This is a genomic window from Streptomyces sp. NBC_01166, from assembly GCF_045039765.1.
GTDB lineage: Bacteria > Actinomycetota > Actinomycetes > Streptomycetales > Streptomycetaceae > Streptomyces.
The window spans coordinates 321,749-338,919 of the sequence record NZ_CP108613.1; the positions used below are offsets into that span (position 1 = coordinate 321,749).

Here is a 17,171-nt window from a genome sequence, read left to right on the forward strand (position 1 = left end):
CCGCCGCAACCACCGCACTCGACGACAAGCCCCACGGCGTCCGGCGCAGGCGCGGCAAAGCAGGGCGGTGCTGATCGGGGCATGGCGCGGCGTGATCACGGCGGGGAGCTCCGGCTGGGCCGTGTTTCAGCCTGCGGCTCCACCTCGGCGAGGCAAGGTTGTTGTCATGGGGTCAGCTCGCTGCTTGTCACCAGCGAGAAAGCGGCGAGGTCGTTGTCACCACTATGCCGACCGTGGCAATAATGACCCCCATGGTGCCTATTTCCTCCCGCTCAGTCCGGGGTTCCTCGCTCTCCTTGTGGTCGAAGGACTCATTCCTGTCCATCGGCTCCGTGGGGTCCGTGCTGTCCATCGGCTCGGTTGGCAGCGCGCTATCCATCGGGTCCATCGGCTCTTCGCTGTCCGTCGGATCGATCGGCTCCGCCATGTCCCTGGTGTCGCTGGGGTCCATCCAGAGCACCGGAAGTGCGCTGTCCATCCAGGCACGGCGCTCAGTACTGGCCATCGGCCCATACCGCGTGATCAGCTCCCCCGGCACGCTCGCACTGATCGGAACGGGCGCGCTAGCGCTGGCCGGCGCGCTTGCCCTGCACACACGTAACAGGCCATGAGCCGTCCAACGCCTTCGATCTCGGTGCCAACACAACTGCTTTGATGACAGCTATCGCGCTCGGCTCAACGCTGTGCCGATGCTCGGTAGTTGTCACCGACGGCACCGGATAGCCCGCGAAGGAACCGGGGCGAAGCGCCGGACTGTCACCAGAGAGGCGCTGTAATTGCCACACGCGGTCGATCGCCGGTCTTTCTGTCACCGGGTCGCAGCAGCTCCATCGACCGGACTCAGCCGAAAGCGGAGTCGTCGAGATCCAGGATGAGCAGGTTTCGCCAGTCGTTGGTGATGATCGCCTTGCGGCCCTCGTAACGCACCCTGATGAAGGGATTGGACGCAGCCGAGAACACAACCCACCGCAAGGAGCGGTCGGGATGGAGACGCGCGATGTAGGCGGTGTGTCCCAACCCAAGGTCCCCGACCGACATCCACCCCGATCCGTCTGGCAGCGGACCCTCGTCATTGACCTCCACCTCACCGGTGCCGTGTTGCTCCAAGACGTGCGCCACGTCCAGCGGTCCTCGGATACACCACCGAAGTGGCTGCCCCGCGTCCGGGTGGTATTCCCCCGGGCCGTCGAAAAGCAGCTCCACTCCGGTGTCGTCAGGCCGGTACAGCCCATCGCGATAAGGAACCTTCCCGGCCCTCCACGCCTCTTCGACCTGTCCAATGGTCATTCCGCCGTCCGTAGTCCGTGGTGCGCGAGGGGGTTGGCAGTGCCTCATCGGTGCGCCCCACCTCCGCTCGCCCGGAGAGCACCGTAGCCGGTGGTCGCCACCCTGGGGTATTTCATCTCTGGCGCCATTTGATGAAGGCAACCGGGACTTCCCAGCTCCCCGCTTGCCGACGAACGACGACCGCGCCAGTAGCCTTCGAACCTGCGAGGCGACGGGTTCGCGGGTGGCTGCACAAGCCTGATCGTGCTGCTCGAAATTTCGGTCGCTCTTCCACTGGGGTTGACGTCGGTGATCCATGGGTGGGGGCCCTGGGGTCCTAGCCGCGGACCTAGGCCGTTTCCTCCGGATCACCTTGCTGACCAGACGAAGATTCCTGCCAAGTGGAGAGCCGCGAGGTAGATGGCGGCGGTCTTGTCATAGCGGGTGGCCAGGCCCCGCCATTGTTTGATCTTGTTGATGCACCGCTCGACCGCGCCCCGCTGTTTGTACGCTTCGCGCTCGAACGCCGGAGGGCGCCCACCGCGGCTGCCAAGCCGCTTGCGATTCGCTGCCTGGTCGACGGGCTGAGGGATCACCGCCCGGATCCCGCGACGTCGCAGGTAGGTGCGGATCGCGCGAGATGAATACGCTTTGTCCGCGAGGACCGCGGTGGGCGTCGTACGGGGTCTACCGACCGGCCGAGGGACCCGGATCCCCGTCATCACGTCCGGGAATGCCGGGGCGTCACCCGCCTGGCCGGGGGTAATTATGAAGGCCAGCGGGCGGCAGCGGCTGTCGGCTGCCAGGTGGATCTTCGTTGTCAGCCCACCACGAGACCGCCCCAGTGCATGATGGTCCGGTTCCTCGGCCGGGGCCCCTTTTTACGGGCCCCGGCCGCGTGCTGGTGAGCACGAACGACGGTGGAGTCCACCGCGACGACCCAGTCCAGATCGCCCTCGGCATCAGCCTGGGCGAGGAGGTTCGTGAAGACCCTTTTCCAGGTGCCGTCAGTTGCCCATTTCCGCAGCCTGTTGTGGACGCCCTTCCACGAACCGAAGTGCTCAGGTAGGTCCATCCAGGGAATTCCGGTGCGGTATTTGAACGCGATCGCGTCGATCACCTGCCGGTGGTCCCGCCACCGCCCGCCCCGCCTCGGCGTCCGATCCGGCAGCAACGGCTCGATCCGCGCCCACTGGGCGTCACTCAACGACATGCTCCAACGAACGACTCGTATGTGCGGAGGCAACGGCCGCCCGCCGTACCGATCAGATAGGCCGCAGTACCTGATCAGACTCTGCGGAAGCAGCCCCGGCGAACTCTGCGAAGTCCTCGTTGCCGAGCGCCAGGCCCACCTGGACGCCATGCACCGCGGCAGGCAGGGCTCGAAACTCCCGAGGCTCGGGCGACTCGATGAGTTCCTGGTAATAGACGGGGTCAAGGCCACTCACGTCTTCCCAGACGGTCGACAGAGCCAGCAACGCCCGCGTCGGCGACTGCATGGTGCCGCGGTCAGCAATGAAGACAACAACCAGGTCCTCATCCACCACGGCGGCAAGAACCTCGTCGGCCGTTGCTCCTGACCAAGCAGGCGCATCGACCAGCTGCACTGCTGCGGCAAACTCGCCGCCTGGCCCCCACGGCCGGTGCAACTCCCCAACCAACGCGTTCCACGCCTCGTCGTTGCTGAAGTCGGTCCTGATGACGAGAACGTCGAACAAGTCGCGTCCGATCTCAGGCAGCACTCGCTCAGGATTCTCCGGCAGCATCATGCCCAGGACTCTCCCACCCCGCACAGACAACCAGCTCCTGCGGGAGTGATCCGGAGGAAACGGCCTAGCCCAGAAACCAGCCGCAAAGTAGCCGGAGATCACGTGCTCACCGCCGTGGCGCCCTGCTCGGCGTATTCGCGGAGCATCCGCATGACGGTGGCGGGCGAGGGGTGCTGGCCCCTCTTCGCGCCCGTGGTGATGGCGAGCCGCTCGGCGATGTCGCGCAGGCTCATCTCCTGGTCGCGCAGGTGCAGGGCCATGGAGAGCATGGACTCGTCGGTGATGCCCGCCGCCGATGGTCTTGCCGCGCTTGCGGGCGGACTCGTGGCCTTCGAGGGTGCGGTCGCGGATGTACTCGCGCTCCATGCCGGACATCGCGGCGAGCACCGTGAACACAATCCCGGAGGGGTCGTGCGAGCCCCGGAGCTCCCCGGTGAGGAGCTCCAGGCCGACGTCGCTCGACTTCAGCTCCTCGGCAAGCATGGCGAGTTCGATGCCGCGGCCGAGTCGTTTGTGTTCGTGGACGACGAGGGTGACGGCGAAGCCGGAGGAGCGGATCTCCCCGGCGAGCTTCACGGCGGCCCCCAACTCGGGGCGTCTGGCGGCGCGGGTGGAGATCCTCTCCGAGAAGACGCGCGTCACTCCGGCCTCGGTGAGGGAGTCGAGTTGTACGTCGAGGGACTGCCGGGTGGTCGAGGCGCGGGCGTATCCGAGGCGGACGTGCCCGACTGGTTCGGCGTCGGCGCTCACCGGCCGGGGCAGGTCGGTCCAGACCGACCCCGGCTCGCGTACGGCGGGGGTCGGCACGCTGAGGGCCTTGGCGAGTGCGCCGTCTCGGGGCCGGGCTACGGCCGGTGCGCGGAACGGTCGACAGCATGCTGCGCAAGGTGGAAGTGCACCACACCGACCTGGCCACCCGGCACCGACCGGCCACCGCCTTCTTCATCGCCCGCGAACTGGAGACGACCACCACGAAACTGCGCACCAACCCCAACAGCCCGCCCATGGCGCGTAGCGTCTCCCCATGCTGAGAGGGCGGCAAGTGGGGCTTGGCTGAGCACGACTTCGCTTCTGGTGGAGTCGCGGGTAGCGCAAGTGCGTGTGGATCAGGCCAGGATGCTGATCGAGTGTTCGTGATGCGGAATGCTTTGGCCATGAGCGATGAATCCAAGCGTCTGGCGAAAGCTCTCGTCGAGTTCCGGGAAGCCGAAGGCATCTCCGTGAGGGAACTGGCGTACCGCACCCAGTTGAGTCAGGCGACCGTGAGGCTCCACGAGAGTGATCATGGCCGTCCGCCCGTTCCCTTCGCGGCCCGCCGTTTCGAGGAAGTTCTCGGCTGGGCACCGGGCAGCATCCCGGCCGCGTCGGCCGAGCCGACGGATCGCGAGCCTCCGCCGGACTCCAGCGCTGTCGGTGAGTAGGCCTGGCGCCTTGGCGAGCGGCACCCCACGCGCAATTACGGTTTGACGGCACACAGGCGTGTCTACAGACGTCCCTGACACGCAGACCAGACCTGTTGCAGAAGTGTCCGGTAGTCCTCGCCGTAGGTGGCTACGGCTGCGTACACCGCGTCGAGGGCGGCCTGGAGCGGATCTGCTTCGGCGGCGCCGAGCAGTGCGGGGATGGCCATGTGCGGCTGAGACATTCGCGGGGACGGGTCCGGGGGGCCGATCGTGACCTCCAGCGCTCGCGTTGCTCGGTCGAGCGGTCTCGGCATCGGCTGCCCGGGCGGGCTCGGCAACTCCGTTGCGGCGGCCGCGGGGCCCACGGGCCGTGGAGCCTGCCCGGGTTGGGGCCTCGGCGTATGGGCGCCTTCATCGGCGGGCGACCGCTCTGGCGGGACGGGTCGGCCGACAGTCCTGTCGGGTACGCGCGGGTCGGATTCCAGGGCCTGCCACAGGCGGGCGGGATCGTCGAAGAGCGGCGGTAGCGGGCATCCTCGGGCCAGGGCGGTCAGCGCCGTGGCGATCCAGTCGAGTTGTGCGAGGCCGGCCTCCTCGCACGCGTGGCGTGCCGCAAGCAGGGCTACGGCGCGCTGGGTTGCAGGGCCGGCGGCATCGATGGCGTGGACGAGGGCTGGGTCGAAGGGGAGCAGGCCGCGCACGTTGCCACCGACGTCGCGGAGGGTCTGGCTGGGCGACTTCCCACCCCAGTCCCATCGTTCGTATGCGAGTCGGCGTTCTTGCTCTGCTTGTTCCTGCGCGCGGCGGGAGAGAAGTTCGGCTTCGGCGCGTTCGGCAGGCGTGGGAGGGGGTGGCTGCCGGCGGGCGTAGTCGTGCCAGTAGGCGGCGTACGCCGAGGTCTGCAGCAGTACGCGGTCCAGCGCGGGCGGAGCGGGCCAGAACTGCAGTAGATAGCGGTCGAGTTGGTGCTCGTCGTTGAGCCGGGTGTCCTGCTGGTGTGCCTCGTCCATGCCCTTGGCCCAGTAGCGCACCCGGTAGTCGGTCTCTTCCAGGTCAAGCTCCCAGGACGCCTCGCCTGCCCACTGCACAAGCATGCTGCGGGCGGAGACGGGGCGGAAGGAAACCTCCACACCCTCCTCCCATACCGCGTCCAGGATCGGCGGCGCCTGGTCGTGTACCTCGACGGTGAAGCGGACGCATCCCGTGTGCAGGCCCGTCGTCAGCCACAGCGCGCCAGGCGTAGCCGCGCCGCACAGTCCGGCGCTCTGTCCCGCGAAGGCCTCCGCGAGGTCCGGGCCGCAGCTGTCCGGATCGCTCTGGACGTAGATCTGAGCGTAGTGAACATGGACTTCGCCCTCGACCGGCCTCCGCACGGCTACCCCCATCGTCTCCGGGACGGAACTTCGCCAGTCAGCCTACGGAGCCGAACTGAGGTTCAGAGTCCCGAGCTGCGGGAATCAAGTCGCGCAACCAGTGTCGGTGCTGCGCGTCGGCCCGCGCCGCGGCCTCGCTGAGGCTCGGGCAGGGCGTGACGCGACACGCGCGTGGCGTATCTGCGGAGGCAACCCAAGAAACTTGGCTTCCCTGCGAACAGGCGGCCAGCGACAATGCAGAGCAACAAGGGACCACAGGGCGGTTCCGCCATACGCAACGGGGGAAGCATGATCTTCATCATTTCCATGGCAGTCGTGTCTGCGGCCGCGATCGGGGGGTGCCTGATCGCGCTGCGACGCAGAGGCGGCTCGGGGGAACGCGGGGCACTGGAGCGTGGGGCAGCGGACCAGGGTCTCGCACAAGGACTGGGCGCGGCGAACGCCAAGGGCCAGAACACGGGGTCCTGGTCCTGAGCTCTGCCGTCACCTACGACCGTCAACGCCCCCGCAACGGCTCGCTGCGGGGGCGTTCTGCCTGGTCGGCGCGGACGGTTTCACAGCGTATGGCCCGCTACTCACGACTGCCCAACGCCGTCACTGCCTGCTGTCGTTCTGGACTGGGCGGTGGAGGGCAGGGACACCTGATGACGCGGTGGTGGCTCACTCGACCACCCATCGCACCTTGCCCAGACCGGAACAGTGGGCGACACCGAGTCTGCGCGTGGGGTCGAACCTCTTGTCGTGCTCGAGGAGAAAGCTGATGCGCAGTAGCCGAGACCGGTAGATCAGTCGACCTGGGCCAGACTGCGTGAGCTCCGGGGCGTCCACCGAGCTGGCCGTGTGCAAGCGGGCTCCGGGCTCGGACTGGGGCGACGGGTTTCCCTGAGCGGCTCCGGGTCCGCGACTCTTCCATGTCGGGACGGGCCGTCCTCACGCCAACGGCAGCGGCACGACGGCCGTGTACACCGTACGGTCCGCGAGTTCGCGGGTGGTGCCGACGGCCGCACCGAAGGAGGGGGTGATGTCCTCGACCTCTCGGACGAGGACCCTCAGACGGCCGGGGCCGGCCGGAGCCGTGAGGGCCGGCAGGGGCTCACCGGTGTGGCCGGAGACCGTCGCACCGGCGACGCGTTCCCACGCTGGGAAGCCCGGCGGTGTTCCGGTGAGCGAGGTGAGGTCGACGGGTGCGCCCGGTACGTCCGGCGCGTCGCACCGTTCGACCGACGCGAAGACGCGGTTGGGCCGGTTTCCCCCGCGGCTCAGGCCGGTGAGGGCGATCCGCAGCCCGTCGGGTTCCGCCCGGACCTCCAGGGCACGGTCCGGGAGGAGCGGGACCATGTCCGTGCGGACGACACGGGAGAGGCTCAGGCCGTCCAGGCTCTCGGGCTGGTAGCGGGCCAGCGCCAGGTGCACGAAGGGGCAGTAGGACGAGGAGGCCGCCCCCGGCATCGCGATGTCGGCGTACCAGCGGCCCTCGTCGCGGAACACCGGGTAGGGAAGAACCCGGACACCGTGGCCGGTCTCCACGAGCGGTACGTCGACCGGGGCAACGGCACCGGCGAACATGGACGGGTCGGCCAGCGCCTTCGGGGAGGGTGTCGAATGGATCGGGTCGCGATTGATCCAGGACACCAGGGGGCGGTCCTCGTCGAGGACGGAGTCCTCGTCGCCGGGCAGGGCGATCACAGCGACGCATTCCCCCTCGCCCGTGGTGTACCAGGGCCGGCCGAGTTCGACGCGCAGCCGGCCGGCGGAGCGCTTCCGTACGATGCCCCCTTCGGGGCCGGGTTCGTCCGACCAGAGAAAGGCGGGGACGGCGGACACGATCACGGGTGGCGGGGGCAGCGCGCTGCTCTTGACCGACACCGGGCCGAGGACGGTGTTCGCGCGGAACTGTTCCTCGTCGTCGGTGGGCGCGAAGCAGTCGCGGAAGCGGCTGATCGCGGTGACGGAACAGCGGATGTTCCGGTGCCTGGTGTCGCCGAACTCCGGGCGGATCTCGGCCAGTGCATGTGCCCCGCGGGACACCGCGAGCGGGGGCAGGGGGACCGAGGTGGGGACGGGAGCGTCGGTGTCACCCCATTCGTCCCAGTGCGCGCGGATGTCCAGCTGCGCGGTGCTCGGCGTGTGCACGCCGAAGATCCCGTCGTGGGGTTCGAGGACGGCATGGGTGCTGCCCGGGGGCCTCGACGAGGTCAGGGATCCCGACGGGGCGTTGAGCGGGCGACGGACGGCGTGGACGAGTTCGAGCCGGCGTGGCGGGGTCAGCATGGGATGCCGGCCCTTGAGGGCGGCCCTGCCCGCGTCGAGGTCGTCGGTGTCGTCGGTGTCCTCCACGCCGTTCCCGTCCGTATCGCCGTCGGTGTCCGCGGTGACCAGCCGCTTGATCTCGAACCAGTCGAGTTTGTCCTGCAGGACCGTCGAGGTCAGTTCCACCTTGACGCGCTGTCCGGGCGGCACGGAGATCCGCACCGTCGAGGACTCCGCGGCCGGCGTTCCCTCCGGGGTCGTCCAGTTCAGGCTCGCCGGGTCGTCGCGGTCGTCGGCGGGGACGAGCTTGACGTGTTTGGGCTGGTGGTCGGGCCAGGTACCGGCCCAGGGGCGGGCGTCGGTGAGGCGGCGGAGCGGTCCGGCGGGCTCCGGCATGACGGTGGCGGCGGCTCCGAGGGCGGCCGGGTCGGGGAGCCCGGTGCCAGGTGCGGCGGTGATGGCGCGGGTGGCCCGGTCGCGACCGTCCTCCGCCGGGTCGCTGAGGACTCCGTGCTGCTCGGCGAGCTGGAAGGTTGTCGCGGGCGGCGAGAAGGTGCGGTGGTCGTTGGCGGGATAAGCGGGGTCACCCTCGAACTCGTCGGGGCGGAAATCCCCGTTGGGGGTGGGCGACGAACGTACGACAAGCCGTTCCAGGGTGCCGCCGGGTCCCAGTAGTTCGTGGTTGACGCGGAACCTGCCCGGCTCTCGCGGGTCCTCGACAAGCAGGCCTTCGGGGACCAGCACTTCCGGGGGTGGGACCGGCTCCCACCGGGTGTAGGGGATCTCGTCGGTCGGGCGCGAGGCCGCGAGGTGGTCGTCCGGCAGGAGCCCGCCGCCCGCGATGTCGGCGACGCGTGCGCGCAGCTGGTACGCGCGGCCGAACCGGAGTTCGGGAAGGCTCCCCTCGGCAACCTCGACGTGTGCGACGAACCGGTAGGGGATGCGTTCGGCCGCAAGCGCCGAGGGGCTGGACGTCGGCTGCGTACCGTCCAGTGTGGGGCGGGGGACGGCCAGGCTCCAGCCGGTCCAGCCGGCCACGATCTGATCCGTGTGCAGGCCGTCCTCCGTCTTGACCATCATGTTCGGTTTGAGGTGGCCCTCTTCCGGCACCTCGGTCTCCGGACCCACAGGGCGGTCGTCGACCCTGTACCGGGCGATGCGGGCCTGCAGGGAGAACCACGTGTTGCTGTCCTGTGGCCGGACGTCGAGCCGGTATCCGAGGACCAGGTCCTCCGCGCCGAGGACCCGGCCGGCGAGCGATCCGTTCCGGGCGCTGGAGCGTCCGCGCTCGCTGCGGTCCGACAGCTGCTGCTCGCGGTCGGTGCGTGCCAGCAGAAGCCCGGCGGACTTCAGTGTGGGAAGTACCAGCGGTTCGTCCGCCGTGCCCCCGTCGTCGTCGAGCGCCGTGCCGGCGGTGTCCCGGAGTCTGTCCACCCCGCCATCGACGTCGACCGTGACGACCTTCCAGGTGTCGGAGTCCGACAGGTCGACGAATCCGGACCGGATGTCGCCGCCGGAGGCCGGCAGGAAGTGGGTGCCGTCGAACTCGTAGGCGGTCCACGGAGACTCGACCGTGACCGGTGAATCCGGCCAGCTCACCCGGATCCAGGAATACGACGGCTCGGTGCTCCTGGGCAGCGCGCCGGCCGGCACGTCCAGCCGGACGACCAGCCCGAGCGCGTGCAGTACGTAGGGGTGGTCCCGCAAGAAGGAGACGGCCCGGTGGAAGTCGAGCGTCGGAAAGGCCGGGTCTCGGACCGGCTGTTCGCCGGTGGCGGGATCCGGTGGACGGCGCGGGCGCCAGTTCTGCAACTCGTCCCGGACGACCTCCGTGTCGCCCGGGCTGCTCGCCGCGGCTGCGTAGGTGGCGATCAGGGCGTCATGGTCCCGCAGGGTCGGGCTGACCTCCGGTTTCCGGTACCCCTTGGGCGGCTGCCAGGGGGTGACCTTGATTCCGTGTCCGAAGAAGCCTTGCCAGGTGTCACTGCGGGCGTCGCGGTGCAACGTGGCCGGGACCGCGCGGTCGGCCTGTCCGGGCTCACGGATCTCGACGAGCGGGTTCGCCGCGTTGACGGTCCTGGGCCAGTCCTCCATCGGCGTGCCGGCCAGTTGCCGGGTCAGCCGGGGAACGACGAGTACGCGCAGCGGCGCGGCGTCCGTCTCGACCCGGCCCCCGGGTACGGCGATCCAGCCGAGTGTGCTCATGACGTGGGTCCTTCCCCGAAGGCGGACCGGTAGCCGCGCCACTCCTCCGCGGCCGGACCGGCCGGCTCGGCCGGCGGGGGCTGCGGGCCGGGTCCCACCGGTGCGGGTGCGAGTGTGCGTTGCCGCCGGCCTTCTCCGCCGGCCAGTACCCAGTCGCCGGTGTCGAGTTCGACGGACTCGCTGAACAGCGTCAGGTCGATCTCCAGCACCAGCGTGGCCCGGCCGACCAGCTCGTTCGTTCCGCTCCGGTAGGTGAGGGTGATCCTCACTTCGATGGACACGGTGACCAGTCCGAAGATACTGATGTGCCCGCCCAGCCGGAGGTAGCCGCTGAGGTCGAACTGGTCTCCGCTCTTCAAAAGGTGGACCCCGCCCATGGCGTGGACCTCGCCGGAGGCGACCACGAAGTTCACAGCGACCGAGGCGCCGAACTCCAGCGCGGCCTCCAGCCGTCGTAGTCCGGTCCGGTCGAGTACCACGTCGACGTATCCACCGCCGCCGAACATCAGCACGGAAAGGTTGAACGGCGCCGCCCGGCTGGCGAAGGCGAGGGAGACCGCGACCGGCCTGTCGTCGAAGGGCACGTCGATCCCGGCGTGGAACACCAGCCCGGTCAGCTGGAAGGCTCCCGCGGTCACGTCCGGGACCGGCAGGCTGTAGGAGGCCGAGACCCCGCCGGACGAGGCCTCGATGTGCGGCCCGGCGCCCCCGAGGTCGACGCCCTCCTGCAGCTCCTTCAGCAGGTTCAGCAGCCCGGAGAACTGCGCCCCGACATTTTCGACTCCGAGGGTGGGTGGTTGCCCACCGCTCTGGAGGAAGGTGATGCTGCCGAAGCTCACCTCCAGGAGCTTGCCGCTCTCGCTCCGGTCGGGAAGCGCCAGCGCCACGTTCCGCACCGTGCAGCTGATGGTCTGCTCCTCCGGTGCCATGACGACGTCGAGGTCCAGCACGGAGTCGTCGCCGGTGACGAACGATCCGTCGGCGGTGTCGAGTTTCACGCCGTGCCATTGCAGGGTGATGCGCGGAGGGCCGCCCGCCGCGGCGTCGCTCAGGATCGTCGGCGGTTCCTTCAGCGCGGTCGCGTCGATGAGGTCGGACAAGCGGTAACCGAGGAGGGTCGCTCCGTCGCCGAGGATTTTCTTCGGGTCCAGATGGCCGCCGGCCCGGTCGAGCAGACCGCCCACGTTGACCGGTCCGTTCAGGCGGGAGATGCCGTCCGCCACGATGTCGGGCGCCACGATGCCGCCGCTGCGCGCGCTGTTCCGGGCGAAGTCGGTGACGAGCGCCTCCGCCCCCTCGGGTACCTCGAACGGGACCTTCAGGTCATGCGCCGAGTCGAGCAGGGCAGCGCTGAGGGCCAGCCGCATCGGTGGACGGTCCGCGCCGACCAGCGCCCGTACCGCCGGAAGCGCGGTGTCGAACGCCCAGCGGTCCAGGCCCGGCCGACGCCGCTCGCCGGGCCGGGGCGCTGCCCCGAGCCGCGGGCGGAACCCGCCGTTGTGCGGGGTGCCCACGACATGCAGGCGCTCCACCTCGCAGACGTCCTGTTCCACGGGCGCGCTCGACCGTACGAGGTCGATCCGGGCGCCGTGTGCCGCCACGGCCCCGTCACCCACGTCCCGGTAGGTCTCCGCCAGCCTGCGCGCGATGTCGCTGTCCGTCAGCGAGTTGAAGGGCGGTGTGAGCAGTCCCTGAGGGCGGTCGATGTCAGACACGAACACCAGGGGCATCGCCAGGTGGACGTCACCCGCCCGGCCCGCCGCACGGACCGGGAAGTCGACGGGTGCACCGCTGACTCGCGGCACGATGTAGACGGGGAGCGGAACGACCCCACCATGCGGCAGGGCGTCGATCTTCGCGTCGATGTGCGCGATCTGCTCCTGAAGGTCCAGGTAGTCACGCGCCGCCGAGGAGCGGGTGACCGGGGGCTCCGGATCGTCGGGGTCGAAGAACGCGTCATCGAGAGGCTCGTCGGCGTCGGGGGTGACGCCGTCCGCCAGGTCCTCGACCGGGGGAGTGCCCCTGCCCGGCCCCATGTCGCCGTACAACTTCTCGTACAGGTCACCGGCCAGGCCCGACCATTGGCCCCGGGCCTCCAGGAGGCCGGTCAGTTCGGGCACCGGGAAGTCCTGAGTCCCCCACGGCTCGCTGTCGAGCCCCTCGTAGAACGTGCGCTCGATCTCCACCTCGTGAAAGGGGAATGCCGCCCGGAGTGCGGCGTCGGCCGGTTCGCTCCGGACAGGTTCGGTGACCTTGAGAATCGTCGACTTCCGCAGGTGTGCCACGGCCCCGTCGCGGGTTCCCTCGAAGACGCGCTCCGTCAGCTCGACGAACTCCGCCCGGTGCCCGAAGGGGTACAGCACCCCTTTGGTCGCCGTACGGACGTACCGGTCGCGGCCGAGCGCGGCCAGATGCTCCCACTCGAACGTGTCCCAGGACCCGGCGGCGGTCAGCGATCCGCCCAGTGAGCTCAGGGTGAGTCGGTCGATCCGCGCGGTGGGCTCCTCCAGCATGATCCTGGCGCGTGAACCCCCGCGCAGCGCCACGGGGAACGGATCGTCGGAGGTCATGTCGACCGGGCGCAGGCGCAGGCCGGCCGGTGCGCCCGCGGCCGTGTCCTGTGCCGCGACGGTCGTCTGCCAGAGGCCGACCGTGCTCGACTCCGACCTGACGGCGTCGGCCGGATGCGTGGCGCGCACATCCAGCCCCTCCGGCGGGTGCGGGGAGAGCACCAGCCCGTAGGGGATCTCGATCGCCGTTTTCTCGTCCTGGACCCCGTTCGCCGGCACCAGACGGCCACGGCGTACGGCGTCCAGCACGCCCTCGGCCGTCAGCCGGACCGGAAGATCGTCCGTCCGGAATCCCACCACGAGCCGGCTCGCCCCCGCCAGGGCGGCCTGCCACGTGGGGAACCCGCCCGTCAGGGACGGGTCCAGTGCGGGCACGGCAGGCCCTCGGCTCGCGACGACCTCTTCGACCACGTGCTGGGGAGGGAAGAGGACCGTCAGTTCCGCCGCCGGACCCGGCACCAGTTCGGCCGGTTCGCCCGCCGGGGTCCGGAGTTCGAAACCGCTCCAGCGCACCCCGAGGAGGACCAGGTCGTCCGGTCTGATCAGCAGCATGTCGGGGTCGGCCGGCAGGGCGGTCATGAATTGCGGCTCCGGCGCCGGCTCGGTGGGGAACAGCCCCTCCGACTCCCCGGTCAGCGGCACCGGCTCCCCCATGCCGCCCTCGGGGTCGAGGGTGAAGTCCTCGCGGCTGAAGCCGCCGTCGGTAGCGCGCACCAGTACCTCGGCGTGTTCCCCGACCGACCAGGCGGTGGGTGGGAAGGGGGAGGTCACGATCTCGGAGGGGCCGCGCCAGGCAGCGGGGCGTCCCGGAGCCGCAGGTTCCAGAACCCAGCGCACGGTCCCGTTGTTCTTCGTGCCGGCAACCAGCAGGAGAAGTTCGGGGCCGAACGTGACGAGCTGGACATCCCGGGCGGCGATCCTCCTGGAAGCGGTGAGCTCCATGTCCAGCCGTTCTTCTGCGTCGAACCAGCGGACGCCGTCCCAGCCCCAGTGCAGTGGCACCCCGTCCGTCCGCACCGCGAAGAGGTCGAGCCGCCGGGGATCGTACGAGGCCACGGTGGGCCTGCCCGAGAGCGACTGACCGCCCCGCGCCTCGGTGTTCCAGCGGTTCTCCGCCCACCACCAGTGCCGCAGCGCGCCTTCGCCGTCAACGGCGAACACGTCGAGTGCGCCCGGAGCGCGGCTGATTGCCGCCGGCTTGGAGGTCGCCACGTCCGAGGTCAGTCTCCGCGGGGCGCTCCAGCCACGGACACCGAGCGTCCATTGCCTGATGCATCCCTCGACCCCGAGGGCGAAGAGCTGGAGCCCCCCGGCGTGGACGATCTCCGGATCGGTGACGCAGAAACCAGGCAGAGTCTCCTCGGTGGGCGGTCCTAGCAGCTGGACACGACCCGCGTCCGGCCAGGACCAGTCGACGATCCTGACCCCCGACCGGCCGAGCAGATGCAGACGTCCGTCTCCGCCCACGGTCACCACCGGGTCGGAGTCGAAATGGCCTCCGAGCGGCTCGGGCCCGGCCATGACAACGCCCTCGAAGACCTCGTAATGCTCCACCGTTCCGTCGTCCCCGCGGACGAAAGCGGTGAACTCACCGAGATCCCAGGGAAGCACGGCCACCCGATGGTGGAAGGCCGAACGATCGAAATCGGTCACGATGCTGACATCTCCCTGCTGAGAGCGGGAGGTGAGCCGACGACAGGCGGCGCATGCCACCAGCTCGCTCGAAGGGCCGTCAACTCACTTGAAAGGCCTGGGAACTCACCCCAAGGGCCGGGCCCGGGTCCCCAGCGAGCGGCTCCTGCGGGCCGCGGCAGAGGCCAGACGACGATTCCTGGGCGACGCGTGGGTCCGCCGCACACGGCGGAAGAGCCGCGGGCCGCCCCCGTTCACGGTGAGGGACCTCGTGAACACGGCGTCCTCCGAAATGCTGAAGGTGCACATGTTGGACCCACTCGTCGACACATCGCCCGACAGCGTCGTGGTGGCCGTGACGGTCACCGGGCCCGGCGAGGGATAGGCGGCGACCAGGTACAGCGTCTGCGTGGCCGTCGTGTCGCTCTGGGGCGCTATCGACTCACGGCGGACCTCGGACGCGGTATTCCCTTCCGAATCGGACAATTCACAGACGGTTTCCACGATGATCGGGTCGTCCGTGTCATTGACAATTTCGTACCAATGGGAACTGCTCAGCGATACATTGGTGTCCGTCGTCGCCGCTCCCGGGCACGTGGGTCCTGCGGCTGCTCCGCCGTACGGCATGATCTCTCCTCTGCTCGTGCGTATCACCGGATCGGTGTCCGGTTCCGCCGTCGACACCGCCTCTACCCGCGCCTGTCCGCCGAATTCAGACTGCGGCCACGACGGGAACGCAGTGGAACGTCGTGTGCCCCACTCCGAGGTCGTTGGCCAGCGTCACGGTGAGCCGATAGTCCCCAACCGGAAACGGCCCCACCTGGGGCTCCATCAGCGGGCCCGTCTCGCCCGCGAGCAGATCCGGTTCGGTGAAGTCCGCCGGGTTCCCGTCCACGTCGCTGTCGAAGACGGCCTCATGTTCGACGTCGTCGGAACCGGGGCAGCCTTCCGGAATCCTCTCGACGAGCAGCCGGTCGACGAAGGACGGAAGGTCTTGGGCGCTGACGTTGAAAGCCACCCATTCGACACGGAAAGATTCATCGTCATGGATGATTGATATGCTCGGGGTTATTGGATTCTCACTGTCGGCAAAAACGACGTCGGCCATGGCTGCTCCCGTGAAGCGGCAATGTACTCGGAGGGCGTAACGACCAGTCTCATCTTATCTTCGTTCGGCGTTTCGCGTCATATGGAGACATGGGGCCGTGACCCTTCCCCGAATACTCGCCTGAATTTCACGCCAGGCCGCCAAGAGCTGTCCGTACGAGGTCCACCCGCAGCCACGGGTTGCCGCAGCCAGCACCGCCCCCCGGGCGCACACAAGATCACGGCCACCGGTTTTCCGGACATCTTGGCGAGCTCCGACCACCGGTCCGTGATCGCGAGCCGGCGCACTCGGCCACCGACGCGCCGGCGTACATCATCGTCACCGACCGCCGCTTCACCGACCCCTACCGCTGGGGCCAGCGCGCCACCCCGCTCACCCTGGGCCGCCGAGATCCAGCGCCAGCTCCTGCCCGACGCGCCCTCCTGCGAGGCCGCGGAGTTCATGCTCGCCGCGAGCCTGGTGCCCGCCGACTCCGCCGCCGGAGACACCTACGACTTCACCCTCGACTACAACACCCTGCACCTGTCCGTCACCGACGCCATGGGCCACGATGTCGACGCCGCCCTCATGGCCACGCTCCTGGTCAAGGCCTCGCGTGGCGCCCGCCGCGAGGGCGCCGGCCTGGCCGAACAGGCTCGCCGGATCCATCAAGCCCTCCTCGACCACGGCCACCACGCCCTCGCCGCCGGCCAACTACTGCGCATCGCGCGGGACGGAACTGGCGTGGCGGGGGGGGGGCCGTGCCAGTCAAGGCACAGCACGGCGGCGTCGTCGGCCAGGTGGCCGCCGCCCGCGTCGGTGACCACCGCTGCCAGGACGCGCACGACCTCGCGGGGATGTTCAGAGGCGGTGTCGCGGATCAGACCGGCCAGGTCGACGGACTCGGCTTGTCGTTCCTGCATGCCGTCGGTGCAAAGCAGGAGGCGGTCGCCGGGGCGCAGGTCGAGTTCTGCACGTGGTACGGGGTTCTTCCGGGGACGCCGAAGAGCACGTCGACGTCCAGGGGCACATCGCTCACCGTGCCGCCACGCGGAAGCAGCGGCCGGGGACGCCCTGCGTCGACGAGCCGAGCTGCGTCTTCCAGTTCGCCGAACGCGCTCCGTCCGCGCCCGGTGTGCGGCGGGCAGCCTCATCAAGGACCGTGGTCCTGATCAGCAGTGCGAGCGCGGCTGTGCGCGGTTTGATCCCCGGCCCGTACGCACGAGGCCCGCCGGTGCCCCGGCGGGCGCGCAGAGCTTCAGGCCGCGGGTGGCGTGCTGGTCGGCTTGGTGTCTCGGTGGTGTTCGGCGTTGATGCGCTGGGCTTCTTGGAGCTGGTCCTCAAGGATGACGATGCGGCAGGCCGCCTCGATAGGAGTACCGGCATCGACGAGTTCGCGGGCGCGGGCAGCAATGCGCAGTTGGTAGCGGGAGTAGCGGCGGTGGCCGCCTGGGGAGCGCAGCGGTGTGATGAGACGGGCTTCGCCGATGGCGCGGAGAAACCCCTGTGTGGTGTTGAGCATCTCAGCGGCCCGGCCCATGGTGTAGGCGGGGTAGTCGTCGTCATCGAGACGGCCGAACGAGTCGTCTGCTGTCATCTGTACCTTCCTGTGGAAC

14 protein-coding genes and 3 pseudogenes are annotated in these 17,171 nt (G+C 69.4%); 5 read left to right on the forward strand and 12 right to left on the reverse strand.

Translation table 11 applies throughout. The annotated features are described in order from the left end of the window. Positions 1-251: 251 nt before the first annotated feature. Positions 252-611, forward strand: coding sequence for a hypothetical protein (locus tag OG379_RS01665; RefSeq protein ID WP_405668371.1), 360 nt, complete (start codon positions 252-254; stop codon positions 609-611). A 229-nt stretch (positions 612-840) separates the two neighbouring features. Here OG379_RS01665 and OG379_RS01670 read toward each other — a convergent pair whose 3' ends face one another. The 5 genes and pseudogenes from OG379_RS01670 to OG379_RS01690 all read right to left on the reverse strand — a co-directional run. Beyond that, positions 841-1,287, reverse strand: coding sequence for a hypothetical protein (locus OG379_RS01670; protein WP_405658486.1), 447 nt, complete (start codon positions 1,285-1,287; stop codon positions 841-843). Positions 1,288-1,634: 347 nt separating this feature from the next. Then, positions 1,635-2,479 (reverse strand): IS5 family transposase gene (locus OG379_RS01675; protein WP_405658489.1). Its coding sequence is split into 2 segments (ribosomal slippage): positions 1,635-2,146 and positions 2,146-2,479, totalling 846 coding nucleotides; the frame shifts between segments, so codons are not numbered across the junction. 52 nt (positions 2,480-2,531) lie between these two features. Further along, positions 2,532-3,035: a DUF6924 domain-containing protein gene (locus tag OG379_RS01680; protein ID WP_405668373.1), complete on the reverse strand. Its 504-nt coding sequence runs from the start codon at positions 3,033-3,035 to the stop codon at positions 2,532-2,534. Positions 3,036-3,133: 98 nt separating this feature from the next. Beyond that, entirely contained in the window at positions 3,134-3,304 is a 171-nt protein-coding gene (locus OG379_RS01685) for a hypothetical protein (RefSeq protein ID WP_405668835.1), read from the reverse strand. Positions 3,305-3,395: 91 nt separating this feature from the next. Next, a pseudogene (locus OG379_RS01690) lies at positions 3,396-3,842 on the reverse strand (recombinase family protein); the annotation flags it as partial. Between the two features lie 68 nt (positions 3,843-3,910). On the opposite strand from OG379_RS01690, the gene OG379_RS01695 reads away from it, so the two are divergent. Continuing rightward, on the forward strand, positions 3,911-4,066 hold the full coding sequence (locus OG379_RS01695; RefSeq protein WP_405658491.1) for a hypothetical protein: 156 nt from the start codon (positions 3,911-3,913) through the stop codon (positions 4,064-4,066). A gap of 123 nt (positions 4,067-4,189) precedes the next feature. Continuing rightward, positions 4,190-4,456, forward strand: coding sequence for an XRE family transcriptional regulator (locus tag OG379_RS01700; RefSeq protein WP_405658493.1), 267 nt, complete (start codon positions 4,190-4,192; stop codon positions 4,454-4,456). Positions 4,457-4,518: 62 nt separating this feature from the next. On the opposite strand, the gene OG379_RS01705 is transcribed toward OG379_RS01700, so the two are convergent. Further along, entirely contained in the window at positions 4,519-5,823 is a 1,305-nt protein-coding gene (locus OG379_RS01705; protein WP_405658496.1) for a hypothetical protein, read from the reverse strand. A gap of 294 nt (positions 5,824-6,117) precedes the next feature. Here OG379_RS01705 and OG379_RS01710 point away from each other — a divergent pair, with 294 nt between their 5' ends. After that, the gene (locus tag OG379_RS01710) at positions 6,118-6,285 is read left to right on the forward strand and encodes a hypothetical protein (protein ID WP_405658498.1); all 168 of its coding nucleotides are present in this window, start codon (positions 6,118-6,120) and stop codon (positions 6,283-6,285) included. 456 nt (positions 6,286-6,741) lie between these two features. Here OG379_RS01710 and OG379_RS01715 read toward each other — a convergent pair whose 3' ends face one another. The 4 genes from OG379_RS01715 to OG379_RS01730 all read right to left on the reverse strand — a co-directional run bounded on the left by OG379_RS01715 (position 6,742) and on the right by OG379_RS01730 (position 15,576). After that, positions 6,742-10,266 (reverse strand): hypothetical protein, encoded by a 3,525-nt coding sequence (locus OG379_RS01715; protein ID WP_405658500.1) that lies wholly within the window; start codon positions 10,264-10,266, stop codon positions 6,742-6,744. After that, on the reverse strand, positions 10,263-14,489 hold the full coding sequence (locus OG379_RS01720; RefSeq protein ID WP_405658502.1) for a hypothetical protein: 4,227 nt from the start codon (positions 14,487-14,489) through the stop codon (positions 10,263-10,265). The genes OG379_RS01715 and OG379_RS01720 overlap by 4 nt, the downstream gene beginning before the upstream one ends. Before the next feature lie 105 nt (positions 14,490-14,594). Beyond that, positions 14,595-14,954 carry a hypothetical protein gene (locus tag OG379_RS01725; protein ID WP_405658504.1) on the reverse strand — a complete coding sequence of 120 codons (360 nt, stop codon included), beginning with the start codon at positions 14,952-14,954 and terminating at the stop codon, positions 14,595-14,597. A gap of 226 nt (positions 14,955-15,180) precedes the next feature. Then, entirely contained in the window at positions 15,181-15,576 is a 396-nt protein-coding gene (locus OG379_RS01730) for a hypothetical protein (protein ID WP_405658506.1), read from the reverse strand. A 296-nt stretch (positions 15,577-15,872) separates the two neighbouring features. Between OG379_RS01730 and OG379_RS01735 the strand changes: the two are divergent. After that, positions 15,873-16,299, forward strand: a pseudogene (locus tag OG379_RS01735) (SpoIIE family protein phosphatase); the annotation flags it as partial. Here OG379_RS01735 and OG379_RS01740 read toward each other — a convergent pair. Together OG379_RS01740 and OG379_RS01745 are read right to left on the reverse strand one after the other, a co-directional pair. Continuing rightward, positions 16,224-16,648: pseudogene (locus OG379_RS01740) on the reverse strand (PP2C family protein-serine/threonine phosphatase); the annotation flags it as partial. The pseudogenes OG379_RS01735 and OG379_RS01740 overlap by 76 nt on opposite strands. A 165-nt stretch (positions 16,649-16,813) precedes the next feature. Continuing rightward, a complete protein-coding gene (locus tag OG379_RS01745) occupies positions 16,814-17,152 on the reverse strand; it encodes a MerR family transcriptional regulator (RefSeq protein WP_405658383.1) in 339 nt (112 codons plus the stop codon). Between the last annotated feature and the right edge of the window lie 19 nt (positions 17,153-17,171).

Excerpts from the sequence above, each read along its gene's own strand:
- OG379_RS01680 (WP_405668373.1), bottom strand. The coding sequence starts at position 3,035 with ATGATGCTGCCGGAGAATCCTGAGCGAGTGCTGCCTGAGATCGGACGC.
- OG379_RS01670 (WP_405658486.1), bottom strand. The coding sequence starts at position 1,287 with ATGACCATTGGACAGGTCGAAGAGGCGTGGAGGGCCGGGAAGGTTCCT.
- OG379_RS01730 (WP_405658506.1), bottom strand. The coding sequence starts at position 15,576 with ATGGCCGACGTCGTTTTTGCCGACAGTGAGAATCCAATAACCCCGAGC.
- OG379_RS01700 (WP_405658493.1), top strand. The coding sequence starts at position 4,190 with ATGAGCGATGAATCCAAGCGTCTGGCGAAAGCTCTCGTCGAGTTCCGG.
- OG379_RS01665 (WP_405668371.1), top strand. The coding sequence starts at position 252 with ATGGTGCCTATTTCCTCCCGCTCAGTCCGGGGTTCCTCGCTCTCCTTG.
- OG379_RS01745 (WP_405658383.1), bottom strand. The coding sequence starts at position 17,152 with ATGACAGCAGACGACTCGTTCGGCCGTCTCGATGACGACGACTACCCC.
- OG379_RS01695 (WP_405658491.1), top strand. The coding sequence starts at position 3,911 with ATGCTGCGCAAGGTGGAAGTGCACCACACCGACCTGGCCACCCGGCAC.
- OG379_RS01685 (WP_405668835.1), bottom strand. The coding sequence starts at position 3,304 with ATGCTCTCCATGGCCCTGCACCTGCGCGACCAGGAGATGAGCCTGCGC.
- OG379_RS01715 (WP_405658500.1), bottom strand. The coding sequence starts at position 10,266 with ATGAGCACACTCGGCTGGATCGCCGTACCCGGGGGCCGGGTCGAGACG.
- OG379_RS01710 (WP_405658498.1), top strand. The coding sequence starts at position 6,118 with ATGGCAGTCGTGTCTGCGGCCGCGATCGGGGGGTGCCTGATCGCGCTG.
- OG379_RS01705 (WP_405658496.1), bottom strand. The coding sequence starts at position 5,823 with ATGGGGGTAGCCGTGCGGAGGCCGGTCGAGGGCGAAGTCCATGTTCAC.